The sequence below is a fragment of the Okeania sp. SIO3I5 genome (assembly GCF_010672085.1).
Classification (GTDB): Bacteria; Cyanobacteriota; Cyanobacteriia; order Cyanobacteriales; family Microcoleaceae; genus Trichodesmium.
This window is the reverse complement of record NZ_JAAHHT010000003.1, coordinates 1-26,735: the sequence shown is the minus strand read 5'-3', so window position 1 is coordinate 26,735 and position 26,735 is coordinate 1. Positions and strand designations below refer to the sequence as shown.

The 26,735-nt window shown below is 33.7% G+C and carries 20 protein-coding genes; 9 read left to right on the top strand and 11 right to left on the bottom strand.

The window, feature by feature from the left end; genetic code table 11:
• Positions 1-553: 553 nt before the first annotated feature.
• From F6K40_RS01105 to pedR, 3 genes are all read right to left on the bottom strand, one after another.
• On the bottom strand, positions 554-2,014 hold the full coding sequence (locus F6K40_RS01105; RefSeq protein WP_293130179.1) for a hypothetical protein: 1,461 nt from the start codon (positions 2,012-2,014) through the stop codon (positions 554-556).
• Positions 2,015-2,557: 543 nt separating this feature from the next.
• A complete protein-coding gene (locus tag F6K40_RS01100) occupies positions 2,558-2,836 on the bottom strand; it encodes a hypothetical protein (RefSeq protein ID WP_293130176.1) in 279 nt (92 codons plus the stop codon).
• A 660-nt stretch (positions 2,837-3,496) separates the two neighbouring features.
• The gene (gene pedR / locus F6K40_RS01095) at positions 3,497-3,775 is read right to left on the bottom strand and encodes a photosynthetic electron transport-dependent transcriptional regulator PedR (RefSeq protein ID WP_293130173.1); all 279 of its coding nucleotides are present in this window, start codon (positions 3,773-3,775) and stop codon (positions 3,497-3,499) included.
• A gap of 237 nt (positions 3,776-4,012) precedes the next feature.
• On the opposite strand from pedR, the gene F6K40_RS01090 reads away from it, so the two are divergent.
• The 3 genes from F6K40_RS01090 to F6K40_RS01080 all read left to right on the top strand — a co-directional run bounded on the left by F6K40_RS01090 (position 4,013) and on the right by F6K40_RS01080 (position 6,624).
• The gene (locus F6K40_RS01090; protein WP_293130170.1) at positions 4,013-5,002 is read left to right on the top strand and encodes a carbohydrate kinase family protein; all 990 of its coding nucleotides are present in this window, start codon (positions 4,013-4,015) and stop codon (positions 5,000-5,002) included.
• A 308-nt stretch (positions 5,003-5,310) separates the two neighbouring features.
• Positions 5,311-5,829: a DUF937 domain-containing protein gene (locus F6K40_RS01085; RefSeq protein ID WP_293130167.1), complete on the top strand. Its 519-nt coding sequence runs from the start codon at positions 5,311-5,313 to the stop codon at positions 5,827-5,829.
• Between the two features lie 594 nt (positions 5,830-6,423).
• The gene (locus tag F6K40_RS01080) at positions 6,424-6,624 is read left to right on the top strand and encodes a hypothetical protein (RefSeq protein WP_293130164.1); all 201 of its coding nucleotides are present in this window, start codon (positions 6,424-6,426) and stop codon (positions 6,622-6,624) included.
• Positions 6,625-7,171: 547 nt separating this feature from the next.
• On the opposite strand, the gene F6K40_RS01075 is transcribed toward F6K40_RS01080, so the two are convergent.
• Positions 7,172-7,666, bottom strand: coding sequence for a gluconokinase (locus F6K40_RS01075; protein WP_293130162.1), 495 nt, complete (start codon positions 7,664-7,666; stop codon positions 7,172-7,174).
• A gap of 142 nt (positions 7,667-7,808) precedes the next feature.
• Between F6K40_RS01075 and F6K40_RS01070 the strand changes: the two genes are divergently transcribed.
• Both F6K40_RS01070 and F6K40_RS01065 read left to right on the top strand, forming a co-directional pair.
• Complete coding sequence (locus F6K40_RS01070; protein ID WP_293130160.1) at positions 7,809-8,297, top strand: CYTH domain-containing protein; 489 nt, start codon at positions 7,809-7,811, stop codon at positions 8,295-8,297.
• 2,191 nt (positions 8,298-10,488) lie between these two features.
• The gene (locus tag F6K40_RS01065) at positions 10,489-13,848 is read left to right on the top strand and encodes an ATP-binding protein (protein WP_293130157.1); all 3,360 of its coding nucleotides are present in this window, start codon (positions 10,489-10,491) and stop codon (positions 13,846-13,848) included.
• 873 nt (positions 13,849-14,721) lie between these two features.
• Here the strand turns inward: F6K40_RS01065 and F6K40_RS01060 are convergent.
• Positions 14,722-14,961, bottom strand: coding sequence for a hypothetical protein (locus F6K40_RS01060; RefSeq protein WP_293130154.1), 240 nt, complete (start codon positions 14,959-14,961; stop codon positions 14,722-14,724).
• Positions 14,962-15,367: 406 nt separating this feature from the next.
• Positions 15,368-16,687 (bottom strand): 3-isopropylmalate dehydratase large subunit, encoded by a 1,320-nt coding sequence (locus F6K40_RS01055; protein ID WP_293130151.1) that lies wholly within the window; start codon positions 16,685-16,687, stop codon positions 15,368-15,370.
• 395 nt (positions 16,688-17,082) lie between these two features.
• On the opposite strand from F6K40_RS01055, the gene F6K40_RS01050 reads away from it, so the two are divergent.
• Both F6K40_RS01050 and F6K40_RS01045 read left to right on the top strand, forming a co-directional pair.
• The gene (locus tag F6K40_RS01050) at positions 17,083-17,424 is read left to right on the top strand and encodes a type III secretion system chaperone family protein (protein ID WP_293130148.1); all 342 of its coding nucleotides are present in this window, start codon (positions 17,083-17,085) and stop codon (positions 17,422-17,424) included.
• 219 nt (positions 17,425-17,643) lie between these two features.
• Positions 17,644-18,054 (top strand): nuclease A inhibitor family protein, encoded by a 411-nt coding sequence (locus F6K40_RS01045; protein WP_293130145.1) that lies wholly within the window; start codon positions 17,644-17,646, stop codon positions 18,052-18,054.
• Between the two features lie 317 nt (positions 18,055-18,371).
• On the opposite strand, the gene F6K40_RS01040 is transcribed toward F6K40_RS01045, so the two are convergent.
• Positions 18,372-19,181 carry a DNA/RNA non-specific endonuclease gene (locus F6K40_RS01040; RefSeq protein WP_293130142.1) on the bottom strand — a complete coding sequence of 270 codons (810 nt, stop codon included), beginning with the start codon at positions 19,179-19,181 and terminating at the stop codon, positions 18,372-18,374.
• A gap of 439 nt (positions 19,182-19,620) precedes the next feature.
• Here F6K40_RS01040 and F6K40_RS01035 point away from each other — a divergent pair, with 439 nt between their 5' ends.
• On the top strand, positions 19,621-19,833 hold the full coding sequence (locus F6K40_RS01035) for a hypothetical protein (protein WP_293130139.1): 213 nt from the start codon (positions 19,621-19,623) through the stop codon (positions 19,831-19,833).
• 283 nt (positions 19,834-20,116) lie between these two features.
• Here the strand turns inward: F6K40_RS01035 and sfsA are convergent, their stop codons facing one another.
• The 4 genes from sfsA to F6K40_RS01015 all read right to left on the bottom strand — a co-directional run bounded on the left by sfsA (position 20,117) and on the right by F6K40_RS01015 (position 22,537).
• The gene (sfsA, locus tag F6K40_RS01030) at positions 20,117-20,854 is read right to left on the bottom strand and encodes a DNA/RNA nuclease SfsA (RefSeq protein ID WP_293130136.1); all 738 of its coding nucleotides are present in this window, start codon (positions 20,852-20,854) and stop codon (positions 20,117-20,119) included.
• A 329-nt stretch (positions 20,855-21,183) separates the two neighbouring features.
• Positions 21,184-22,020 carry an LPS biosynthesis glycosyltransferase gene (locus tag F6K40_RS01025; protein WP_293130133.1) on the bottom strand — a complete coding sequence of 279 codons (837 nt, stop codon included), beginning with the start codon at positions 22,018-22,020 and terminating at the stop codon, positions 21,184-21,186.
• A gap of 40 nt (positions 22,021-22,060) precedes the next feature.
• A complete protein-coding gene (locus tag F6K40_RS01020) occupies positions 22,061-22,315 on the bottom strand; it encodes a hypothetical protein (protein ID WP_293130131.1) in 255 nt (84 codons plus the stop codon).
• A 21-nt stretch (positions 22,316-22,336) separates the two neighbouring features.
• Positions 22,337-22,537 carry a hypothetical protein gene (locus F6K40_RS01015; protein ID WP_293130128.1) on the bottom strand — a complete coding sequence of 67 codons (201 nt, stop codon included), beginning with the start codon at positions 22,535-22,537 and terminating at the stop codon, positions 22,337-22,339.
• Between the two features lie 334 nt (positions 22,538-22,871).
• Between F6K40_RS01015 and murJ the strand changes: the two genes are divergently transcribed.
• Positions 22,872-24,491: a murein biosynthesis integral membrane protein MurJ gene (murJ, locus tag F6K40_RS01010; RefSeq protein WP_293130125.1), complete on the top strand. Its 1,620-nt coding sequence runs from the start codon at positions 22,872-22,874 to the stop codon at positions 24,489-24,491.
• Positions 24,492-26,735 lie beyond the last annotated feature (2,244 nt).

Sequence of the window (26,735 nt, the reverse complement as noted above, 5' to 3'; positions counted from 1 at the left end):
GAGCTTCAGAAAATGACAATGTGATTGATTTTTCAACCTAGGAGCGATCGCTCTTAAAGATTTGATAACAGGGAAAACAACCATATATCTTTACGATCAGCTCCAAAATCAACTATACTTTTTTGGGGATTGAATAAAAAGTCATGCGCATGGGCGAGTTACCCCATTTAATCTTGATGATATCACAAAAATTTTGAGGATGCAATCGAAAATCCTTGAATTTTTTGGAGCTTCAGAAAATGATAATGTTATTGATTTTCTATCCTAGGAACGATCAATAGAAAGAAAAGATTTGATAACACGAAAAACAAGGATAAGAGAAATAGGGTTTATATGAAATTCCCTACTATACTAATATTTATAATCTCCCATAAAGTCGGTTTCCGATAAAACTTCCATTGCAAGCGGATTTGATATTCCACGGTTTTAGTTAGCAAGAAATTTAAGATATAAAACTGCAACTTTTACTTCCAAGGATATAAAAAAGGAAATTTCCGATTTTCCTGCCTCTTAAATTAGCCGGAAGTACTGATAACTGAAATGACTTATCTATTTATTTATTTGCCAGTTTATCAATAGTTTGTGTCAGGCGATAAATTTCATTTTTAGTTGCATTCATTTGATTAATATATTCCTGTAAATTTGTAGCAATAACACTTAAATGGGAATTATTAATATTAGCTTGGGTACTGATACCTTGATTTATTTGGTCTCCCAAAGATTTAATACTTAGACTAATACCATCTGTAGAATTATTCAAAGCATCTGCTAAAGTTTTGATTTGAATTTGTACTTCCTCTAAATTATCAGCTTTAGATACCACTCTTCTTTGTAAAGTATCCAAATTACCTACAGCTAAATGAAAACTTTGTGATGCTTCCTGTAATTGCCTAATCATCTCAGCAAAAGATTGTTGATTACTTTGATGAGACTCTAAAAGTCTGAAGGAAGTTTGATTACTATTAGTAATTTGTTCTCCAAACTTAGCTAGTCTCTTACTATATCCCTGGAGTTCAATTACTACTATTTCAATAGCTTGAACAGCAGCAGCTAGAGTAGAAGTTGACTGAGAAAAATTACTTTGAATATTGGCTAATTCTGCTGTAGAAGTAGCTAACTTTTGCGGAAACTGACTATGTTCAAATGTTTGTGCTACCTCTAGAAATTTATCGGAAGCTATCTGAAAATCTTTAGAACTTTTAGCAATAGTAGCAGCAGCTTCTCCTAATCTTACAAAAGTCTGTTCTGCTAATTTACTCGTCGTAGCATTAGCGTTATAAATTTCTTGAATCTTATCTTGTAGAGCTGATTCTACTCCTACCCTAACTGTTTGACCAAATCTTGTTAAAAATCCTTCAAAAGAATAGGCAACAGCTTTTACTACTTTATCAAGTTGAGTTTGACCTTCAATATTTTGTAAGTAAATATTATCTAAATAGTCTTCTAGTAAACTTATTAATCTAGTTTTAGCAAGGCTAGTATTGAAAATCAAATTAACTGATGTAACTACAGCACTAAATAAGATTGCTACTAAGCTGCTCGTAAAAGCAATTCCCATACCTTGTAATGGTGCCGCTAATTCCTTGAGCAAACTACTAACATCGGTAGCATTAGTATCGCTAATTGTTTGGCTTAAAGAAGTTAAATTAATAGTAATACCGATAAAAGTTCCTAATAATCCAAAAGATACAAGTAGATTTGGTAAAATTCGACAAAAATATTCTATTTGTTCATAAGAAACTAATCCTAATAATCGCTGTCTACTATAAACTTGATCGATTAATGCTCCTGTATTAACTTGCTCTAGTTTACTGCTAGCATCAGCAAATCTGCTCTCTAAATATTCAATAAATCTTGGCTTATTTACTGACTGCTGATTAATGAGTCTTCTAACTTTATTTCCCTGACTTGCTAAGTCAAAATAAAGTACCATCCTTAATAAAATTGCTACAAAAGATGGTACAATTACTAGAATAATTATTAGAGGTATTAAATAAGATGGTATTGGTGGCATAGCAACATCTCTGATGTTTTAATAGTTATAGCATTTTTAATGCAGGTAATTTATATTACATATTCCCTGTTTCCTCTTCCTAAGAATTTTATTTAATATTTAGAGGGGTTTTGAGGCGAAAAATTAGAACAATATTACTAAAAAAAATCAAAAGAGGGGACTTTTAATTAGGGTTTGCTGAAAAAGTCTTTTTTAAGGAGTAGGTAGGGACGTTGCATAACAAAAATGCGAACGTCCGTACGGGAGTAGGTAGGGACGTTGCATAACAAAAATGCTTTTCATGTCGCTGAGCGTTAACGTTTGCCGAGCATGACCTCAGGAAAGTTGTGCGCTAGCTCAACGTCCGTAGGGGAGTAATTTTTTTGCCCAACAATGTACCAAAAATGATAGCTTTTTGAGCCTGAAGAACTGAAACAGGCGTACTTTTTCAATACCTAAAAACGCTAAAACCTTTATCTTTCAATGCTTTTAAATTTATTTAGCAAGCCATAATTAGTCCCTGGTATTTAACCAATAGACATCTCGATCATTAGTAGGTATCATCTAATTTTCTTCCCAATGACCAAATATTTCCTCATAGTAGGCCAAGATTTGGTCTACTTTTTGACGAATAGCATCTTCAGCATCTTCAGCATACTCTAGCCATAATCCTCCTACTTGACTTTTGTTGTAGTCAAATAGCTCTGAGGAAGGAGGAGAAAATAAACCCACTTGTACCTTGCCAGCTTGGCGTAAATGAGCTGCTACTTCTTGATAGACTGCTAGTGGGAGTCCCTGACAGCTAAATTGATAACGTTGTTGTTTATGTTTGGCAGTCTCCATTCTAGTATTTACCTCTGACAAACTATTGACAGACTATATTGAGTTGACTAATCAGTTCTACTAAAATTACCGAATAATTATTAATTATTAATTATACTGACCCTGCTTTGTAACTTACCTTCTTCACAGGCTTAAAATCACTTGAAACTCAAGTTATTGATGTACATAGTTTCCTAAATTGACAGGAGAATTCAAGTCGTACCTCTGCAGTATAACAATAAGTATTACAAAATATTTTATCTCAATTGGTCATTTACTTGTGATAATTAGTTAGACAGGTATCAGATTATATTACTTCAAATGTATAAATGTATAATTATATCTAATATTGTCCAACTATTTAATTTCAGTAGTTAGCCCTGAATCCCTGACAAACACTAGCATTATATGCTATTGCAATTAGACTTGTTCAGTAGAATAGGTACGAAAATAAAGTATCTAACAAAAACTAGAGTAACTCTCAAGCCTCTTTCCTTCAGCATAGCTGCCCTCTGCCTCCTACCTTCCTAAACACGATAAATTTTAACGCCTACCTACTTAATAGCTATTTAATCAAATCACTCAATTTATTTATTGGTTTTCATTCATCTCACCACTAACTCCATTGAGGACTTACTAGATTCTTCTGAGGACATTGATTAAGAGCAATGATTCTCCGAACTATGATGTAGTATCTATATCAATTGGCTGTTTTACATAACAACAATTGATATTATCTAAACATACTTTGCCCCACTGTAAAGCCCACCGAACCAGTTCGACTCGATTATGAGTAGAAGTTTTATTGAGAATATTACTAATATGGTTATCTACAGTTCGTTTACTAATTTCTAGCCTCTCAGCGATTTTTTCATTGGTCAATCCATCTGCTACTAGCTCTAGAACTTGCACTTCCCTTTCAGAAAGAGATATCTGGGTTTTCGACTTACAACCAGTCATAATTTTTTCCTATATGTGTATATCTGCTTAATTATAATTTTAGAGACATCTTGACAAAAATTACGTTAATGACAATCTATTAAGTGGTAAAACTACAGGAAAGCTTCCAGAGAGTGGAATAAATTTCTTTTTGTCATTAATATCTAAAGAAATTTTTGATTTTGATAGTAATCAAAATATTTAATGATTTTATCTTTTTGATTACAAATTTATAATTTTTCAGATACTTAAATCAATATGACCCATCCCTATGCTATTTGCCTTGGTGAAATTTTATTTGATTGTCTAGCAGACCAACCTGAGAAAACTTTAAATCAAGTTGATTCTTGGACAAGCTATCCTGGTGGCGCACCTGCTAATGTTGCCTGTGGTTTAGTCAAGTTGGGTACAACGGCCGCCTTGATTAGCTCTGTAGGTGAGGATACAGAAGGTAAGAAACTGCTACAACTTTTACAGGAGATAGGGGTAGATACTTTAGGTATTCAGGGACATCCTTATGCACCAACACGAAAGGTCTATGTTTTACGTTCCACAACTGGGGAGCGTGAATTTGCTGGTTTTGGAGAACATCCAACAACAGACTTTGCTGATACCCACCTCAAAGCTGAACTTTTGCCAAAATCTCTATTTTTGAATGGTGAATTTTTAATTTTAGGAACTCTAGGACTAGCTTACCCCGAAACTAGACAAACTATTTATCAAGCTCTTGATTTGGCTGACCAATATCATCTTAAGATTATGGTAGACGTTAATTGGCGTCCTTCATTTTGGCCTAATCCTGATGATGCCAAGCCACTTATACATTCCTTACTAAAAAGAGTGGATTTTGTCAAGCTTTCTGTAGAAGAAGCTGAATGGCTATTTAATTCTACCGACCCTGGTGCAATTACTTACAGATTAGATTCGGTAGAAGGTACATTAGTAACAGCAGGTCACCAAGGCTGTGCTTATTACTTATCAGAAAATGAAGGAAATGTACCTGCTTTTTCTGTGGATGTAGTAGATACGACTGGTGCAGGAGATGGGTTTGTGGCAGGTTTTATACATCAATTACGCCAATATGGTATTCGCCGTTTACAGCAACCAGGGGTAGCAAAGCAAATTGTTACTTATGCTAGTGCTGTGGGAGCGTTAACTGCTACTAAATTAGGGGCAATTACGGCTCAACCTACTGCTGAGGAAGTAGAAACTTTTTTAGGTATCTATTTACCGAAAAATTGGGTCTAAAGCTTCGCCCTTCCAGGGCGACTTTTTGATTGATTGAGCAATGAAGATATAAGTTATAGTATTTTTGTCGCGGGTGGCCAATCCGAGATATATCACGACATGGAGAGAAGTGTAGGACTACCGTCAAGGTAGCAGCACCATAAGAAACATCAACCCATTGAAGAGCGAAGGCTCAGTAGGAATCCCCGCACCTAACAGTCGGGGAGGATGTCAAATCGTAAAATGCAGAATAGATAAGGGTTCTGTGAGGCTAAAATACTCTGAACTTTTTGTTAACAACTTACAACAGTTAATTATAGTTTAAAGATATGGGACTTTTCGATCAAATTGTGGGCGCTATTAATAATCCTAATCAAGAGGGTAGTAATAGTCAGTTGGGTAATATTCTTGGCACAGTGCAGCAATTAAGCGGTAATCTAGGAGGAGATGCCGGGGCAACTCAAGCTGCTATGTCAATTTTGGGGGGTCATGTACGTTCAGCTTTGCAACAAAAGCGAGAGGAGTCAGGTAGTACAGGAGTTCAAGAATTTATCAATCAATTTGCAGGTACAACTCCTAACCCCCTAGCGGTTGCTTCTCTATTTTCCTCTAGTCAAATTACTGATATTGTTCAAAGTATATCGGAAAAAACAGGTTTTGATATCTCACAAATTCAGAATTTACTACCTACTTTAGTTCCTGTAATTCTCAATTTATTAAAAACTGGTAATGACCAAAACTCTGATCAAGCATCTAATAATGTTTTAAATAGCTTTTTGGATGCTGATGGGGATGGAGATGTTGATATTGCTGATGTAATGGGAATGGCAGGTCGTTTTCTTGGTTAACTATCTGGGCTGTTTCATTCTCTAAGTTTAGTCTCGAAAATATGGGTATTAAAGTAGTTTTTTTGATTGCTGGAGTGGTCTTTATTTTTAGAATGAAACAGCTCTAATTAAGAGTTTATTTAAGTATTCAGCAGTCAGCAGTCAGCTATCAGCTTGATTAGATTTAATTATATGGGTTGAAAACTCAAACTCCTGGTTCTTGTGCTTCAATTGTCTAGTTGAAAATGTAGTAGATAGTTAAGCTAATTCTTACTTCATTCATTTTTATTGCTGATAGCTGATAGCTAATAGCTGAAAGCTTACGAGTTTATTTGTAAACTTAGCAGAAAATTTAGAGCAGAGTTTCCATAAATAATAAGTATAAGAAATAACTTTAAAGATGTCACAAATAGTTTACAACTTTAAATGTGAAATAATTTCCTGAGATTATTGTATAGTCAAAGTTTTGAGATTTTAAAATCTTACTTTTAACTTTTGATAGTCAGATTTGGGTCTTACATTCTGAATTTCCTTCAGAATTAGGCACTCCATGCCTAAATTTTGACTTCCGTGAAACGCTATATAACAATATAAAATACTAAGAGGGTCGTTATAGTGGCTAAGAAAAAACCATATTTTGCTCAAAATAAAAAACTAGATGCTTATAACCATCGTGCTAGGCATTTTTGGACATTAGAAGAGGCTGAAGCATGGTTAAAGTCAGAAGGTGGGGGAACTATCAAAAAACGCAATGCAAAAGTAGTATATGTTTTTGGTGAACCGATAAGAGTTTGGGGTGAGGTATTAAATGTTTAATTAGGGTTGGCTGAAAAATTCCTTTCAGGGAGTAGATAGAGACGTTGCCTGTAATTTCTGTACAGAGTTAGGAGAAATAGGAATTATAGAGGAGATAGTCGGAATAATTTTACCTTGATTTTTCTTTCTTTCTCTGCTCTAAATTATCACATTTTGCAGCTATGGGTAGTTCAACAATGAATAATGAATAATGAATAATTACCTCTCCTTGAAACTGATAGGATTGACTAATCATGAAAATGTTTATTTATTATCCCCTATCCAAGGGGAGGGTTTAAAGCAAAATTTTTCGGTAAGCATTCAGCAGTCAGCTATAAGCTATCAGCTATTGCTTTTAGTTTTGCTGATAAAAGTTTTATTATTGAGAATTAAATCTTACTATAGAAGTCAGTTTTCAAGTCGATATTTATTTAAACCTTTTCCTTAAGGTTGAGCTTTTATTGCTGTTTGCATAGCATTCCCTTAGAAAAGCTGACAGCTAATAGCTGAATGCTTAAATGGGTAGCAAAAAACTTGCACTTTTTTAGCAAATACAAAGGCTAAAGCATTAACAGATAAATATGCACAATTTTTGACTAATATAATTGACAATCTCTTCTGGAGATTTTCCAGCATCTACTATTATTGCTTGTTTTGGTTCCTCAAGAATATCAAATTGACTCTGGAGCATCTCAAGTTTCATAAAGTGATTTTTTCTAGCTTTTAGTCTTTGGGCAAACAAATCAAAAGACCCTTTTAAATAAACTATTTTGACATTTTTTGTATTTTTTACCAGGCAATGACGATAAGTTTGTTTAAGAGCAGAACAAGCTAATACGACATTTTTATTATCAGCTAAACATTCATCAATTGCGTTTCGTATTTTTTCTAACCAAGGAATTCGATCAGCATCATTTAAAGGAATTCCATTGCTCATTTTTTTGATATTAGTTTGGGGATGAAAAGAGTCTGCATCAAAAAAATACCAATCTAGAGATTTTGCTAGTAATTCTCCAATTGTAGATTTACCAGAACCAGAAACTCCCATTATAATTATAATCATTAAGAAGTAGAGGGAATAGGGAACAGGGAATAGGGAACAGTTAGAAAAATATTTCCGCTGTTTAAGATTAATAATTAGTCTATCTCCTAACCAATTTTTTCCTAACTAAAATATTAATTCTCAAGATTTCTGAAGTATTGAAATGGCAATAGAGATAGAACGCAAGTTTTTAGTTAAAGGCAATGGATGGCGAAATCAAGCTGTTGGACAAGTATATCGTCAAGGTTATATGTCTACGGAAGATGGTATAACATTAAGGGCGAGAGTGGCAGGTGATAAAGGTTATTTAACTATTAAAGGACCTAGTTTTGGTAATTCTAGAGCGGAATATGAGTATGAAATTCCGGTTGAAGATGCTCAAGAGATGTTAAATAGTTTATGTGGTTCTCCTTTAATTGAAAAGGTTAGGTATAAGGTTTATCATGGTGAATTTATTTGGGAGGTTGATGAATTTGCAGGGGAGAATCAAGGTTTAATTGTGGCTGAAGTTGAACTTAATGATGAGAATCAAAAAGTTGAATTACCTGATTGGATAGGGGAGGAAGTTTCTCACGATAAGAGATATTCTAATTCTAATTTATCGAAAAATCCCTGGAAAAATTGGTCAAAACAATTCAAAATTATTAATTAAAAATTCACGTATTACCTCAGTCTGAAGTCTGAGACTTGGATTCAGTAATGAATAATTAATAATTAATAATTAATAATGCAAGAATTCTTTAATTAGGGTTTGCTGAAAAAGTCTTATGGGTGAGGGTAGGAGTTAGGATTAGTAGGGGCGAACGGCCGTTCGCCCGTACAGGAGGAATGGGGAATTTAGAGAAGGCAGGAGGAAGAATTATCCGTTGATTTTTCTGCCATAGTCAACCTAAAATTCTAACTTTATGCAGCTCTTTAGAACGGAAACCTTGTACTTTTTATAGACCTAAAAAAGCTCAAACCTTTATCTGTAAATGCTTTGATATTTAATCAGCAGAGCAATAATTAACAATTAATAATGCAAGCATTCTTTTAATAATTTATAATTAGAAGTTTATAATTAGAGATATATAGCAATCCTCCGCATATTCATATCAAAAATCTTACTGCTTTTTGGGAATAGGTTGAGAGGCAATTTGCAATTGATAAGAGTTTCACAGTTTATTTCTAGTTTTTGAATTGTTACGGCCTATTTAGGATTGCTATAGCAATCCTCCGCATATTCGTGTCAAAAATCTTGCTACTATTTGGGAACTAGGTTTGGAGGCAATGTGCAATTGGTAATATCAATTACCAGGCATTAACGTTATCCTTCAGTTATACTTCAACACCTAAATAGTTACTAAGATTTAAAGTCTTTTTTTGACAATTATTAGTCAGTTAGTAGGAAAAATTCATACTTTTAATCTCTGCCCCCACCTTCCATACTCCCCACACTTTTCCATCCAATCAAATATAGGAAGAATGCCTGAGAAATGGTATAAGAGTTTCGGAGTTTATTTCTAGTTTTTGAATTGTTACGATCTACTTAGGATTGCTATACTTTTCATTATCCATTATCAATAGGAGGTACTAACAACTGATAACTGATAACTGATAACTGAAATAAGCTTTATGGCTTTAAAATATCTGAGTAAATTAGTTGCTCAAATTTTTGGAAAAGTTCCTCTTTTTGGAAAAGTTCCTCTTAGTATTACTAGGTAATACCAATTACCAGGCATTAAAGCTATCCTTCAGTTATAGTTCAACATCTAAATAGTTACTAAGATTTAAAGTCTTTTTTTGACAATTATTAGTCGGTTAGTATGAATTTTTCCTACTTTTAATCTCTTCCCCCACCTTCCACACTCCCCACACTTTTCCATCCAATCAAATATAGCAAGAATGCCTGAGAAATGGTATAAGAGTTTCGGAGTTTATTTCTAGTTTTTGAATTGTTATGACCTACTTAGGATTGCTATACTTTTCATTATCCATTATCAATAGGAGGTACTAACAACTGATAACTGATAACTGATAACTGAAATAAGCTTTATGGCTTTAAAATATCTGAGTAAATTAGTTGCTCAAATTTTTGGAAAAGTTCCTCTTAGTATTACTAGGTAATACCAATTACCAGGCATTAAAGCTATCCTTCAGTTATAGTTCAACATCTAAATAGTTACTAAGATTTAAAGTCTTTTTTTGACAATTATTAGTCGGTTAGTATGAATTTTTCCTACTTTCAATCTCTTCCCCCACCTTCCACACTCCACACACTTCTTCATCTAATCAAATATAGCAAGAATGCCTGAGAAATGGTATAAGAGTTTCGGAGTTTATTTCTAGTTTTTGAATTGTTATGACCTACTTAGTATTGCTATACTTTTCATTATCCATTATCAAGAGGAGGTACTAATAACTAATAACTGATAACTGATAACTGATAACTGAAGTAAGCTTTATGGTTTTAAAATATCTGAGTAAATTAGTTGCTCAAATTTTTGGAAAAGTTCCTATTAGTATCACTAGGTAATACCAATTACCAAGCATTAACGCTATCCTTCAACACCTAAATAGTTACTAAGATTTAAAGTCTTTTTTTGACAATTATTTAGTCAGTTAGTATAGATTTTTCCTACTTTTAATCTCTCCCCCCAGTTCTCCATCCAATCAAATATAGCAAGAATGTGTAAGCAATGGTATAAGAGTTTCGGAGTTTATTTCTAGTTTTTGAATTGTTACAACCTTTAGGATTGCTATACTTTTCATTATCCATTATCAAGAGGAGGTACTAATAACTGATAACTGATAACTAATAACGAATAACTGATAACTGATAACTGATAACTGAAGTAAGCTTTATGGCTTTAAAATATCTGAGTAAATTAGTTGCTCAAATTTCTGGAAAAGTTCCTCTTAGTATCACTCTGATAGTGCCGTTTGTGGTGCAAATTTTTGGGGTGGTAAGTTTAGTGGGATATATTTCTGTGAAAAATGGTCAAAGAGCTGTTAATGATGTAGTTAGTCAACTTTTGAAGGAACAAGTTATTAGGGTTGAACAAAATTTAGAAGCGTACCTTCGTGTTCCTCATCAGGTTAATCAAATTAATGCTACTTTTATTCGTAATGGTCAATTAGATTTAGAAAATATTCCTCAATTAGAAAGTTATTTTTGGCAACAACTACAAATATTTGATGTTCTTGGTTTTACAGGATTAGGATTAGAAAATAAGGTTAATTTGGGAGCGGAAAGATTTGACAAAAATACTCTTCATCTTAGAGTTTCAACTCAAGAAAGTAATTTTATTTTTGAAACTTATTCTACAAATCAATTTGGTGAGCGAGTTGAATTATTAAGTGGTATTAAATTCGACCCACGTACTCGACCTTGGTATAAAGTTGCTGTAGCTAGTGGTCGATCTACTTGGAGTGAGATTTATCCTAACACTGCTGGTCTGACTGCTTATCTTGGTGCATCTATGCCTTTTTATAACGAGCAGGGAAAGTTGCAGGGTGTATTACTAACTAATATTAATCTTTCACAAATTGGCGATTTTTTAGGAAGTCTAAAAATTGGTAAAACCGGACAAATTTTTATTCTTGAGCGATCGGGAATGTTGGTGGCAACTTCTACAGGAGAAAAGCCTTTTCGGACTTTAAATAAAGCATACGGAGCTGAGAGAGTTCAAGCTATTAAAAGCCAGAACTATTTGACTCAAGCTACAGCTAAATATTTAACTACAGAATTTGACTTAAATCAATCAATTAATGCTCGACAAAATCTGCAATTTGAGATTGATGGTGAACGGCAGTTTATTAATATCAAACCTTTCCAAGATAAGTATGGTTTAGACTGGTTAATAGTAGTAGTAATTCCAGAGACAGATTTTCTGGATAGCATTTATAAACAAACTCAAATTACAATTCTACTTTGTCTATTGGCATTAGTTTTAGCAACGGGAATTGGTGTATTAACATCTCGTTGGGTTGTGCAACCTATTTTGACACTAAAAAATGCAGCTACAGCATTATCTGAAGGAGAATTTAATCAGAAAATTGAACTTAATCGCGATGATGAAGTAGGGGTACTTGCTAAAGCTTTTAATTCTATGGCTTTTCAGTTACGAAGTTCTTTTGATATCTTGACCGCTAAGAATCAACAACTAGAACGTTTAAATCAATTAAAAGATGAGTTTTTAGCTAATACATCTCACGAACTTCGTACTCCTTTGAACGGAATTATTGGTATTACAGAATCATTAATAGATGGGGCAGCAGGAGAATTATCTTCCCAGGTAAAAACTAACCTTTTTATGGTTGTTACTTCTGGCAGAAGGTTGTCAACTTTAATTAACGATATTCTTGATTTTTCTAAACTTAAACATCGCAATCTTGAATTGCAATTAAAACCTGTCGGGGTTAGAGAAGTAGTAGAAATAGTGATTACTTTTTCTGATTCTATGATTGGTAGAAAGTCTTTACAACTAATTAATTCTATTGGTTACGATACACCTTTTGTTGATGCTGATGAAAATCGACTTCAGCAAATTTTTTATAATTTAGTCGGTAATGCAATTAAGTTTACTGAGTCAGGTAAGGTAGAAGTATCGGCTAAAGTATTGGAAAATCAACTAGAAAATTCTAGTGATGAAATTTCTCTATTAGAGATTACTGTTACTGATACAGGTATTGGTATTCCATCAGATAAATTAGATCGAATTTTTGAATCATTTGAACAAGCAGATGGCTCTACTTCTAGAGAATATGGTGGTACTGGTTTGGGTTTAGCTATTACTAAACAATTAGTCGAATTACATGGAGGTTCTCTATATGTTTCATCAGAAGTAGGTGTGGGTTCTCAGTTTAAATTTACTCTCCCAATTTCTCAAAATCAAGTAGTTACTTTTTCACAAGTTTCATCATCTTTATCAATACCATTCATGAGAGGATTAGAAGTAGAAAATCAAGAGATTGTTATAGAAAACTTAGCAGCAGAAAGGGGAGATTTTACAATTTTAATTGTGGATGATGAACCAGTTAATTTACAAGTTGTTAGAAATCATTTGGTTTTGCAAAATTATGCTATTACTCAAGCTAATAATGGAATTGAAGCATTAGAAATAATTGCAAATGGCTTGATGCCAGATTTAATTTTACTTGATGTAATGATGCCTCATATGACTGGTTATGAAGTAACAAAAAAACTACGGGAAAAATATTTACATAGTGAATTACCTATTATCATGTTAACGGCAAAACCATTAATTTCTGATTTGGTAGAAGGTTTTCTCTGTGGAGCAAACGATTATTTAATCAAACCTTTTTCTAAACCAGAATTACTTGCCAGAATAAAAATTCATATTCGTCTTAGTAAAATAAATTGTGCTTATGCTCGTTTTGTTCCCCATAATTTTTTGTACTTCTTAAAACGTGAGAGTATTGTGGATGTAAAGTTGGGAGATCATGTTCAGCAAAAAATGTCTATTTTGTTCTCTGATATTCGTTCTTTTACAACTTTAAGCGAAAGTATGACTCCAGAAGAAAATTTTCAGTTTATTAATGCTTATTTATGTCACATGGAACCTGCTATTTTAGATAATGAAGGGTTTATTGATAAGTATATTGGTGATGCTATTATGGCTCTTTTTGCTAGAAAAGCAGATGATGCAGTTCAGGCAGCAATTAATATGTTGAAAAATTTGGCAGATTTTAATCGGGAGCGTCAAGAATTATCTCAAGAACAAATTAAAATTGGTATTGGTATTAATACAGGGGATTTGATGTTGGGAACTGTGGGAGGAAAGAGAAGAATTGATAGTACGGTGATTAGTGATGCTGTTAATTTAGGCTCTCGCTTAGAAAGTTTAACTAAGTTATATGGGGTAGATATTTTAATTAGTCAAAATACTTTATTGGAGCTAGAAGAAGCAGATAAATATAATTATCGTTTTCTGGATAGAGTCAAAGTGAAAGGGAAGAAAGAACCGGTTGGAGTGTTTGAAATTTTTGATGGAGATCCAGAAGAACAAAAAGAATTAAAACAACAAACTAAAGCTAAATTTGAAGAGGCAGTTTTACTTTTTTATCAACAAAAGTTGGCTACGGTTCAACAAATAATGAGGGAAATTTTACAAACCAACCCAGAAGACAAAGCTGTACAATTTTATCTCCAACGTTGTGATGAATCTTGGGTTAATGGAGGAGTTAAAGGTGGGGAATAATATCTAAAAATTCAAAATTCAAAATTCAAAATTCAAAAGGTTAGAAAAGAACAAAAATAACTGTACCTCAGTAACTTGAGAAACGCTATATATGTAGCGATCGCTCAAGTATCGATCTGGAATCTATATTTGAGAGAAACTCCAACGTTTGAGTTTTTAGATTTTAGATATTTCTGTGGTGAGGTCTAGCTCTAATTTCCATTTGGAATCTATGCGTGAGAGAAACTCCAACGTTTGAGTTTTTAGATTTTAGATATTTCTGTGGTGAGGTCTAGCTCTAATTTCCATTTGGAATCTATGCGTGAGAAAAACTCCAACGTTTGAGTTTTTAGATTTTAGATATTTCTGTGGTGAGGTCTAGCTCTAATTTCCATTTGGAATCTCTGCGTGAGGGAAACTCCAACGTTACAGTTTTGAAACTTTAGAAAAATAATTTGCTAGGGGTTGCCCTAGTCAATATTATTTATTTCTCTAGAATTTATCAAAAAAGTAGTCATTTATTAGTTCTTTTACAGAAAAAGCATAACCAATTCCAACATTTGCAGACCTTTCAAGCTTGTAAGTCATTTCTAACATTTGACTTTGACTTTCTATAAAAGCTTCAGTAGGCTCGATATTTTGTATGAATATTCTGTATTGACTTTCAGAGAAAATTTCAATATTTCTTTTTAGAATAGAGCGAAAATATTTAAACCCTTAAGTTAGACCAGTTGCTTTTCTATTAAAAATACCAATAACTTTTCCTGTCTCTAGATCGATTAACAGACCTCCTTAATTACTATGGTTTACACTTGTATCAACTTGAATAACATCGATATTTTTACTTTTATAAAAAGACGATATTATTCCCGAATGACAGAAAAGGTTAAATTTTTAAAATGGATATCCGAGAAAAAAAATATCATCTCCAATTCGCTTTCCTAAGTCTGAATAATTAGATAGTTCAAAGTTGTAAAGTTTTTGTTTTGATAATTCAGGTATATCAAGGACTATATAATCACAACCTTCTTTATCAGAAGCTGTTTTTGTTCTTTTTAAGAAATCATAGTTTGTCATAGAAAAGCCCTCTTTAGATAGTTCAACAGAGTTATAAATATATGGTTCTAATGACAACAACAGAATCAATGGGAGGAGTATAAGCAACATGATAATTTGTCACTAATAATCCTTCAACCATAAATCCAGTTCCAGAAGAAACTCTATTTCCATATTTCAAGCCTCCGACTTCAGTCGGAGGTTAACTGATAACTGATAACTGAAATGACCCTACTCTCCTAATATATTCATAACAAATCAATTAACCTTAAAGTTTCTCTCAGTAAACTGTTGTAATTTTTTAGAAAAATAGAGTAGTCAGGAGGCAGAATTAATTAAGACTGTATCTGCTGAATTTTCCACTAATCAAATACCATTAAATATAAGATTTGGTAGAAATTTTCAAGCAATATACTAATCTACATCCTACAGATAAAATTAAATTCTGACTCCTGAATTCTTAGTTAATAAACTACCAGTAAATCTAAATAAATTCTCGTGGATCTGTCACATATCCAGTCAGTGCTGAAGCTGCTGCTGTGTAGGGAGAAGCTAAATAAACTTGTGCTTGTTTATTCCCCATCCGACCAGGAAAATTACGATTAGTTGTAGAAACACAAATTTCTGGTTGATTTAATCGCCCAAATGTATCTTTTGGTCCGCCTAAACAAGCAGCGCAAGATGGAGCTGCAGGTTCAATACAACCAGCATCTAAAAATATTTCTGAGAGAGTTTGACCATCATGTTTGACAGTAAATAAATCCTCATAAACTTTCTGAGTTGCTGGTACTAAATAAGTCGGAACTTTCACTTTATGACCTTTAATAAGTTTTGCTGCATGAAGAAAGTCAGAAGTTTTTCCACCTGTACAAGAACCTATATAAACTCGGTCAATTTTAACATCCTGACAGTTACGAGCAAGTTCTTTATTATCTGGAGAATGAGGTTTAGCTACTACAGGTTCTAGTTTTGTCACATCGTAAGAACTGTCGCTATAAAACGTGGCATTTTCATCAGTATAAAAAGACTCAAATGGTTTATCGGTTCTCCCCCGCAAATATTCAAAGGTAGTCTCATCCGGAGCGATGACTCCATTTTTACCCCCCGCCTCAATAACCATATTACAGAGAGTCATCCGTTCTTCCATTGTCATTTGTCCGACAGTTTCACCAGCAAATTCCATTGTTCTGTAGGTAGCACCGGCAACAGAAATATCTCCAATAATTTGTAATATCAAATCTTTTGCCAATAAATAATCTGGCATTTCACCATTCAAGACAAACCGCATAGTTGCTGGAACTTTTACCAATAATTTGCCTGTACCTGTAATAAAGGCAGCATCTGTATTACCGATACCTGTGGCAAATTCTCCAAAAGCTCCCGCATTACAAGTGTGGGAGTCGGTGCCAAATAATACTTCTCCAGGACGAGTATGACCTTCTTGAGCGAGGGCAACATGACAAACTCCTTTGTAGTCTGGGTTTGCTTTAAAATTTGAACGGTCAATAATGTCGTAGAAGTATTTGATATTTTGTTCTTGGGCAAAGTCTCGCAAAATATCTACGTTGCGGTTTGCCCGTTCGTCGGCAGTGAAAATATAGTGGTCTGGAATGAGGACGATTTTTTCTTTGTCCCAAACTTTAGCATTTTCGCCAAATTCTCGTTTGAAAATACCAATAGTACCAGGACCACAAACATCATGGGTCATTAATACGTCTACATTGACCCAAATATTTTCTCCTGGGGTAACGGTAGATTTTCCTGATGCTTTGGCCAGGATTTTTTCAACCATGGTCATTGCCATAAGCGATCGCTCCTCTTGGTAGTTTACAATTGTATTTTAGACAACCTATAGCAATCCTATTCCAGTTGTAATTTTTTGGTGGTAGTTAGGAGTCAGGAGTTAGGAGTCAGAAGTCATAATTTCAAAGGCTTTCAGTTGAAATTAACTGTCACAAAACTTTTCACAATCTATTTAGGATTACTATATAGTTAAAAGCAGAAAACAGAAGGAGAAAGGTTAACTATTAATATTGCTTGATTTTGGCAGTTTTGAAAGCTAAATTTTACAGATATAAAAAGTTGATAGCTGAATGCTAAAAGTTGATAGCTAGTTAACAGGTAGTTATTGAGAGTTAGTATAATTATGTTCAAGGAATATAAGGTTTCTAAATAACTTTTGTTGGGGAGATGATAAATATGGAATTTCAAACACCAGCTCAAGCAGAATGTTATCAAAAAGTTGATGGATGGATGAAAGAATTATTTAGTGATTATCCTTGGGAAAAACTTGATGAACCAGGGTTTAGTATATTTTTGGGTTCTGCTTGGGTAGAAGTGAGAATTTATCCTTGGGGAGAGGATAGTATTATTAATACTCGTTCTACTGTGGTTATTGGTGCTGAATTAAAGTCTGATTTATTAGAATTTTTATTGCGAGCAAATAGTGATATGCAGTTTGGTGGTTTTTCTTTAGATGCTAATGGAAATATTTTATTTCAACATAGTATAGTTGGTTTTACTTGTGACCAAAGGGAGTAGGAGGAAATAATTGATGATTTTTGCACAATAATTTATTTGATTTTTTATTATTGGAGATGTCTAATAGTTTATTGAGGAAAAAAGAAACAAGAAGGAATAAGGCAGAAGGAAGTTGGGAAATATCCATAAGTTATTCTTTAAAATAGGGAGTAGGGAGTAGGAGGAAATAAATGCTAAAATTAAAGATCAAGTTGTTGATTAATTTTAAATTTATATAAGATGACTCTAACTAATTTAGAAATTTTTGAGCAATTACATGAAGCGGCAAAAGGTTTACTATGGATGAGTGAATCAGATTATCCTTTTGAAGCTTTAATTTGGGAATTTGGTGAAAAAATTTTACTGGATAATGAAGTGGTTTTGAAAATTACTAAACATTCTTTGGATACTCCAGTTAAAGTTATGGAATTTGATACCTTTTTTAAAAATGCAGTTACTCATCAAGATTGGCATAATTCAGAAGAAGCTGATACCGTGAATAGATATCAGGAACTTGTCAGGATAATGAAGCAATATTTAAACGATTTAAAAGTCTATAAAGTGGGTGAAATTGAAATTGATGTTTATATAATTGGTAAGACTGATGCTGGAGATTATGCCGGTCTAGCTACAGTTTCTATTGAGACCTAAAATAATGGATAATTGATAATGAATAATGAATAATGAATAATACAGCAGTTTCCGAAGTTATGAGATACATATATTGACGGTTTTCGATAGATAGGGAGATAGGGAGATGGAAAATAAGCAAAAAATATTTACCCTGTCAAAATTTTGGTTATTGTACCTCATCAAAATAGGAAGCATTTTAAATAATTAATAATTACCTATTCTTAAAAATAAGAGGATTGGTTAAAAAGGAAATTTTTTTATTTTTTATCCTTTAAAAGAGAGGCTTTAAACCTTGATTTTCCCCTAAAATATATCTCCTAATTATCAATTATCAATTATCCATTATCAACTCGACTTTCAATCGCATCTTGAATTTCTTTTGGAACTTTTGAAAGAAAATCATAACCAGTAGCAGATTCAATTTTATCTACAGAAACTCGGTAAGCTTTCCAGTCACTTCTAATCCGATTAGAATTAGGCATATCCACTGCAATAACTCTAGTATTTTTATTAACTCCTCTCACACCACTACCTGGTTTTAAAACTACTATAATTTTCCATGTCCGACTGGGAATAGTTACCTTACCATCAGCAATATTTCCTTTTTTTCTATACCCTCCAGCAATAATATAAAGTTCATTTCCTGCCTCTACAAGTTCGCGAGAATATTGCTCTAACTCGCGCCAAGTTTCCCGATTATTATCAGGACTTTGAGGAATGATATTTGTCATTAAAAATGTAGCTGAATTATCTTTTTCATTAGCAGTCCGATCTGCTGAAGGAATTAAATGTCCTCGATCATAACCACTATTTCGATAATTACTTGGTCTAACATGATACCAGTCTTCAGGTAAAGTCTCATCTGGGCGAAAATCATCCTGTCTTTCTACATTTCCTAACCAAGATTTATTGAGTTGCCAACTCACCCAATTTGCTGTTCCTTTATTTCGGTTATATGACAATACATACTGGGGTTTTTCCATTAAATAATTATCTGAATTTTCGATAGAAGTTGTGGCATTACTTGGGTTGCCTAAAGTGATATGAACTTTCGGAGAAGGTTTGAGAAGTAGAGAACATCCACTGGTAAGTGTGAGTAAAAGTATTGTGATTCCTAGAGCGATTTTCCGAGATAATCTTAGCATTTGTTTTTCTTTTGTGTATGTTAGTTTTACTATAGCGTTTTTATTTGATATACGGAAACTTAAGTTCTCTTAAAAAGGTATGTAGGTTTTGGGAAATAGGCAATAGAAAAGAATTAAAAACAGCATTAATTAAATAGTGAAAAAAATATAATTATGACTCAATAAGTGCGTTTTTTATTAGAAACAAATACGGTCTAGATTTATAGATAATTTGAAAATACTATAAACTATTTTGAATTATCAGTTGTTAGACTAATGTTCTTATGAAGTAACAATAAGTAGTTTGCATTTTAGGAATTTCCTAGTTGAGAGAGGAAAAACTTAACACTTAACTGAGAAAAGAAAGTCAACAGGATGTGTAATTAATTTTGCATAGGAAGTTATGATCCATTTTAAGTTAAAATCTAAATTGTTCAACTAAAAGCAAAAACCAAAAACTATGAATATAGAAAAAGCAATAATTAAGGAATACGCAGACAAACCTATCAAAGAAATTGTCGATGCTCCTGTTTGGGCAATTAAAGGAATATCTCAATCAGATGCGGTTTTACTAGAGCAAGCATTTGGAGTAAAAACAGTTGGAGATTTTGCTAATCTTAAATATTTTAAGTGGGCACAAGCAATAGTATCTTTATCAGAAGTAGAAGTTTAGAAAAAAGGGTGCATCTCAATGCAAGAAGAAAGCCAAAAAATTATCGCCTTTAGGGAACACTTAACTGGGAACAGGTATGGAGGAAAAAGTATTTTTGCAAAGCAAATATGAGATGCACCCAGAGAAAAAGCTTTTAGCAGAATTAATTCCTCAAATTTTAAGTAAGGTAAAAAATCAGCATTTCCTTGATTAATTAACACAGCTAGAATAAGCTTTTTGATAATTATCAGCTAGAAGCGTGTTAATTATTCTTGTTTTTACTACTTTCCGACTCCCCTACTCCCTACTCCCTAATAATAAATTCTGCTATACCCAAATAGTGAATTTCTTGGGGAGTAACTGTAAATCTACAAGGCAAAATTTCTACTCCTTTTGTAACAGCTTCTCTCAAAAGTTTACCATAATCAGGGTCGGCAACATCTCCAGGGGCAAACTGATAACAATCACCACGATTTATAAAAAATAAACATACCGCCCTTCCTCCTTGTTCAACTACCTCTATTAATTCCCGTAAATGTTTTTGCCCCCTCTCTGTAACCGTATCTGGAAATAAAGCAACTCGTCGATCTGACCAAGTAGTATTCTTCACCTCAAGATAAATATTTTGAGTCTCACTAATTAACTTAAAATCTACCCGACTTTTCCTTTCTTTCCCATAAACAACTTCCGTTTTAATTTCCTGATAATCTCCCAATTCAGGAAACAAATATTCTGCCAAAGCTAATTTAATAATTCGATTTGGTAAAGCTGTATTAATGCCCACCCAAGTCGGTTCATTATCGGTTACTTCAATTAATTCCCAAGTATAAGCTAACTTACGTTTTGGATTATTACTATGAGAAACCATCACATTACTTCCTGGAGTAGAAACTCCAGTCATCGGACCTGTATTTGGGCAGTGAGCAGTAATAATTTCTCCAGACTTTAACTCTATATCTGCCAGAAATCTTTTATAACGTTTAATTAAAATTCCTGGTTCAAGAGTGGGATATTTATAAGAAAATTTTGGTGGATTATTCATAATTATTTGAGAACAAATCTTATGGATTTTAAGTCAATAAGTTTCAGATAACACAAAAATTAATCAGAATAAAAACATTAATACTAGCTTGAGGATGACACACAAAAAAATTTAAAGTTATTATTCTTGGTTAAACTGGCAGAATATTCAGCTATTATTTTTCTAATTCAGAAGCATATAAGTTACCTTTTTCAACCTGATTCTCTGGTTTATAGTTAGGAAGAAATAAAATTTTAGCTATAACTTTTGCAGTTACAGCGCTTTCTGTTTTTATGAGGTGCATATATTTAGGGAATAGGGAATCTGCTCTAATTCTAAAATTCTAAATTCTAAATTCTCAAAGATAATTGTCGTAAAATTGCAAAGCGAATTAGCCTGAGAGGAAAACTAGAATTCCTGACAATTGCTAATCGTAAATACTTGCCAACAAGTAAACGTAATATACCTTTTAATCTTGCCTGGAATCTTTCTCCAAATAATCTCCAGATTTGAAATTTATCTACGCCAGCATAAATTGGCATAAAAGCTAATTTATCGTAAAGAATATCAGCTCGATGAACTTTACTTAAACCAAAGCGGGAATGTTCTAAATTAGGTAAACCTCCATGTTCCCCATAATTCCGAAAAGGAACAAAATTTTGGAAATTTCTACTTCTTAAAAATTCATCAATAGTAGAATCCCATGTTGAATAATTATCAGTTCCAGAATTCAGACGAACCTCATTTTCTAATTCAATTAACTGAAGAGCAGCTCCTGGTGTAAGAATATAAGCTACCGCAGAAGTTGAAAAACCTTGAGCATAATTCTCATCAGAAACAGTATAGATTTGAGGAGCGCAAGTGTAAAGCCAAGCTATACCCACATTATGATTTTCCAAATTAAATGGTAAAGGTAATGAACCAAAATTTATAACAGGAACAAAATCAGCTTCAATAATTAGACTTGGTTTCTCTTGTTCACTTGCTTTTATCCAAGCATTCTTATGATTTAGAAGAGTCAGATAACTGGGAGAATAACTTTTATATTCTGGCTGATGTTTTTGCCTCATAAGTTCATAATTAAAACCTTTTTCCTGTAAAATTTTTTCCAGAATTGTTGTATCTTCTTTATAAGCAATAATAAACACACTAGAGATACTCTCTATTAAGCTATTTTTATTTGACATATAGCAATCCTATTTAAGTTGTAATATTTTGGCGTAGGGGCTAACGACAGTTCGCCCGTACAGCAGTCATAATTTCAAAAGTTTTGAGATAAATCCCAGTTTTACTCGGATTAATAATTCCTTTTTTTAATTGCCTCTTGCTGATGGCTTGTGTGGTATAAACTACAATATTTATTCCTGTTATTTTATTTTTATATCTAGTCAGACGAGGACGAGATTTAAACTTTAATTGGTTATGTTTATAAACTTCGTTTGCTGCTAAAAAATTCTTCCAATTTTTATCTAAAATCATCAATATTTGTTGAGATACTTTAGCTCAGATTGCTTGATAATCTGATTGAGTAGAGAGTGTTTTTTGTAGGTCATAATAGGATATATTTGTCTTTTCAAATATCCAAGACTGACGAACTAAATAATTAGCATAGTTATAGAGATTCTTCGACAAAAAACACAGTCGGTCAATTTCAACATAAAACCGATGTTTCGGTTGAATAATATGTCTCTCAACTAATCTCATAAATCAAGGAGTTAAAATTATATTAGGATTTGAGAATTTATGAATCTTTAATTATGGTTATTTAGCCTTTAATTTTCAGCCAACGTCGATTATACCATGAAAAATAATGATTGATAGTTATTAAACTTTGTCAAATATTTAGTAGCTCTTTTGTACAAATTAACTAAGATATTTGACATTCTTTGAATACATAAGACTATATTTATTTACAACGTTTATTATACCTAGTTAAATCCTAAATTGAAATAGATAAAAAAAACTAATATCCGGTTCCCTATCCCTGAATACTGAATCATGATTAAACTTATTTAAACAACATTATTATATTGTACTCGTGTCTGAATCAGAATCACAAAAAACTTCTCGCTCTCTTGCCGGAATAGCAGGTATCGTAGCAATAGCCACATTAATAAGTAAAATATTTGGCCTGGTACGTCAACAGGCGATCGCCGCAGCCTTCGGAGTAGGTGCAGCAGTGGACGCTTATAATTATGCTTATGTTATCCCTGGCTTTTTATTAGTCCTATTAGGAGGAATTAACGGACCATTTCATAGCGCTATAGTCAGCGTCTTAGCAAAGCGAGACAAATCAGAAGCAGCACCACTAATAGAAACCATTACCACATTAATTGGTGGAGTCCTCTTATTAGTAACAGTAAGTCTGATTTTTTTTGCTGATCCTTTAATTGATTTAGTAGCACCAGGTTTAAGCAAAACTCCAACAGGTTTAGAAATTCGAGAAATTGCCATTCAACAATTTCAAATTATGGCTCCCATGGCTTTATTAGCAGGATTAATAGGTATTGGTTTTGGTGCCCTTAATGCTGCGGATATGTATTGGTTGCCTTCTATTAGTCCGTTATTTTCTAGTGTGGCTTTATTAGGAGGAATTTTTATCTTAGTCTTACGATTAGGAGAAAAAATTATTCAATCAGAATATGCCATGATGGGAGGCTTAATTCTAGCCTGGGGCACCCTTATCGGAGCAATATTACAATGGTTAATTCAAGTTCCCGCATTGTGGCGAGCAGGTTTAGGAAAATTACGTTTAAGATTTAATTTTCGACACCCAGGAGTACAAGAAATTACCAAAGTAATGATACCTGCAACTTTATCTTCTGGAATGTTACATATTAATGTTTATACAGATTTATTTTTTGCTTCTTATATTCCCCAAGCTGCTGCTTCCTTGGGTTATTCTGGTTTATTAGTACAGACTCCTTTGGGAATTATTTCTAATGTAATTTTAGTTCCATTTTTACCAATCTTTTCTCGATTAGCTGCACCGGAAAATTGGCAAGATTTAAAATATCGAATTCGGCAAGCTTTGGTATTAACAGGAATTACAATGTTGCCTTTAAGTGCAATTATGGTGACGTTAGCTTTGCCTATTGTGAGAGTAGTTTATGAACGTTATGCTTTTGATTTATCGGCTTCAAAATTTGTCGCTTCTGTATTGATGGCTTATGCAGTAGGAATGTTTGTTTATTTAGGAAGGGATGTTTTAGTCAGAGTTTTTTATGCTTTGGGAGATGGAGAAACTCCTTTTAAAGTTAGTGTCTTTAATATTTTTCTGAATGTTCTGTTAGATTATTTGTTAATTAATGCTTTTGGCGCTCCTGGTTTGGTATTGGCAACTGTGGGAGTAAATTTAATTTCAATGATAATTTTTCTCTTATTATTAGATAGAAAATTAGGGGGTTTGCCTTGGGGAGAATGGTTGATAATTTTTGCTGGTTTAATTGTTGGAACTTTGGCAACTGGTTTTGTTTGTTGGAGTGTGCTTTGGGGTTCTCAGTTAGTGTTGGGAACTGAGGGATTTTTTGTGCAGTTATTGGAACTTGGTTTAGCAAGTTTTTCGGGGTTGGGTATCTTTGGTTTGATAGTAATGAAAATGAATTTGCCAGAGGTTGATATTTTTGTTACTCGAATTAGACAGAAATTGGGAATTTGATTTTACATCTTTGTAGCTTTTATCTTTGTTTTTTCAGCTAACAAGGCGATCGCTAGTTCAACTATTACCGGTAAGTCAAAAGCTAAAGGTATTTTTAAATAAGTTCTTCTGACAGAAATATTAAATAGGTGATGCTGTGTATCGCATTAAGAAAAAGGTTGATATAGCAATCCTCCGCATATTCGTGTCAAAAAATTCGTTGCTTTTAGGGAATAGGGAATAGAGAAGAAGTAGGAGTTTCAAGAGTTTTATCTACTTTTTTATTTTTCACAACATAAGCGCGGATTGCTATATTTTTTATTCCTTTGTTGCTACTACATCTATATATATAGATATATAGTTCAAAAGCGGAGTGCTTCATTTTGTGAAGCTGCTATTTCCCTATAGGTAATAGTCAGAAAATTCGCAACGAACCTTCCGAGTCGAGTGCTTCAGAAAATGAAACTGCTATTTCCCTATACGCAATAATCAGAAATTTGCAACGAACCTACCGAGGCGAGTGCTTCAGAAAATGAAACTACTATTTCCCGATACGCAATAGTCAGAATTTCCCAACGAACCATCCGAGTCGAGTGCTTCAGAAAATGAAACTGCTATTTCCCTATACGCAATAATCAGAAATTTCGCAACGAACCGTCCGAGGCAAGTGCTTGAAAAAATGAAACTACTATTTCCCTATAAGCAATAGTCAAAAATTCGCAACGAACCTTCCGAGTCGAGTGCTTCAGAAAATGAAACTGCTATTTCCCTATACGCAATAATCAGAAATTTGCAACGAACCTACCAAGGCGAGTGCTTCAGAAAATGAAACTACTATTTCCCTATAAGCAATAGTCAAAAATTCGCAACGAACCATCCGAGTCGAGTGCTTCAGAAAATGAAACTGCTATTTCCCGAGCAGCAATAATCAGAAATTTCGCCACTCACCTCTGATGTGGAATTTTTCATTCCCTGAAGCTCCTATTTACTAGAGGCAATAGTCGAAAATTTCCCAACGAACCATCCGAGTCGAGTGCTTCAGAAAATGAAACTGCTATTTCCCTATACGCAATAATCAGAAATTTCGCAACGAACCTACCGAGACGAGTGCTTCAGAAAATGAAACTACTATTTCCCTATAAGCAATAGTCAAAAATTCGCAACGAACCGTCCGAGTCGAGTGCTTCAGAAAATGAAACTGCTATTTCTCCATAGGCAGTAGTCAGAAAATTCGCAACGAACCTACCGAGACGAGGGCTTCAGAAAATGAAACTGCTATTTCTCCATAGGCAGTAGTCAGAAAATTCGCAACGAACCTACCGAGACGAGTGCTTCAGAAAATGAAACTGCTATTTCTCCATAGGCAGTAGTCAGAAAATTCGCAACGAACCTACCGAGACGAGTGCTTCAGAAAATGAAACTGCTATTTCTCCATAGGCAATAGTCAGAAATTCGCAACGAACCATCCGAGCGAGTGCTTCAGAAAATGAAACGGCTATTTCCCGATAAGCAATAGTCAGAAATTTCGCAACGAACCTACCGAGTCGAGTGCTTCAGAAAATGAAACGGCTATTTCTCCATAGGCAATAGTCAGAAATTTGCAACGAACCATCCGAGCGAGTGCTTCAGAAAATGAAACGGCTATTTCCCGATAAGCAATAGTCAGAAATTTCGCAACGAACCGTCCGAGTCGAGTGCTTCAGAAAATGAAACTGCTATTTCCCGATAAGCAATAGTCAGAAATTTCGCAACGAACCGTCCGAGGCGAGTGCTTCAGAAAATGAAACTACTATTTCCCGATACGTAATAGTCAGAAATTTCGCAACGAACCGTCCGAGGCGAGTGCTTCAAAAAATGAAACTACTATTTCCCTATACGCAATAGTCAAAAATTCGCAACGAACCTACCGAGGCGAGTGCTTCAAAAAATGAAACTGCTATTTCCCTATACGCAATAGTCAGAAATTTCGCAACGAACCGTCCGAGTCGAGTGCTTCAGAAAATGAAACTACTATTTCCCTATACGCAATAATCAGAAATTCGCAACGAACCTACCGAGTCGAGTGCTTCAGAAAATGAAACTACTATTTCCCGAGCAGCAATAGTCAAAAATTTCGCAACGAACCGTCCGAGTCGAGTGCTTCAGAAAATGAAACTGCTATTTCTCCATAGGCAGTAGTCAGAAAATTCGCAACGAACCTACCGAGACGAGTGCTTCAGAAAATGAAACTGCTATTTCTCCATAGGCAGTAGTCAGAAAATTCGC

Bases quoted from the DNA above. Each gene is read 5' to 3' on its own strand.
- sfsA (WP_293130136.1), bottom strand. From the start codon at position 20,854: ATGAATAATCCACCAAAATTTTCTTATAAATATCCCACTCTTGAACCA.
- F6K40_RS01085 (WP_293130167.1), top strand. From the start codon at position 5,311: ATGGGACTTTTCGATCAAATTGTGGGCGCTATTAATAATCCTAATCAA.
- F6K40_RS01100 (WP_293130176.1), bottom strand. From the start codon at position 2,836: ATGGAGACTGCCAAACATAAACAACAACGTTATCAATTTAGCTGTCAG.
- F6K40_RS01070 (WP_293130160.1), top strand. From the start codon at position 7,809: ATGGCAATAGAGATAGAACGCAAGTTTTTAGTTAAAGGCAATGGATGG.
- F6K40_RS01075 (WP_293130162.1), bottom strand. From the start codon at position 7,666: ATGATTATAATTATAATGGGAGTTTCTGGTTCTGGTAAATCTACAATT.
- pedR (WP_293130173.1), bottom strand. From the start codon at position 3,775: ATGACTGGTTGTAAGTCGAAAACCCAGATATCTCTTTCTGAAAGGGAA.
- F6K40_RS01025 (WP_293130133.1), bottom strand. From the start codon at position 22,020: ATGTCAAATAAAAATAGCTTAATAGAGAGTATCTCTAGTGTGTTTATT.
- F6K40_RS01050 (WP_293130148.1), top strand. From the start codon at position 17,083: ATGGAATTTCAAACACCAGCTCAAGCAGAATGTTATCAAAAAGTTGAT.
- F6K40_RS01015 (WP_293130128.1), bottom strand. From the start codon at position 22,537: ATGAGATTAGTTGAGAGACATATTATTCAACCGAAACATCGGTTTTAT.
- F6K40_RS01105 (WP_293130179.1), bottom strand. From the start codon at position 2,014: ATGCCACCAATACCATCTTATTTAATACCTCTAATAATTATTCTAGTA.
- F6K40_RS01065 (WP_293130157.1), top strand. From the start codon at position 10,489: ATGGCTTTAAAATATCTGAGTAAATTAGTTGCTCAAATTTCTGGAAAA.
- F6K40_RS01055 (WP_293130151.1), bottom strand. From the start codon at position 16,687: ATGGCAATGACCATGGTTGAAAAAATCCTGGCCAAAGCATCAGGAAAA.
- F6K40_RS01040 (WP_293130142.1), bottom strand. From the start codon at position 19,181: ATGCTAAGATTATCTCGGAAAATCGCTCTAGGAATCACAATACTTTTA.
- F6K40_RS01045 (WP_293130145.1), top strand. From the start codon at position 17,644: ATGACTCTAACTAATTTAGAAATTTTTGAGCAATTACATGAAGCGGCA.
- F6K40_RS01035 (WP_293130139.1), top strand. From the start codon at position 19,621: ATGAATATAGAAAAAGCAATAATTAAGGAATACGCAGACAAACCTATC.
- F6K40_RS01090 (WP_293130170.1), top strand. From the start codon at position 4,013: ATGACCCATCCCTATGCTATTTGCCTTGGTGAAATTTTATTTGATTGT.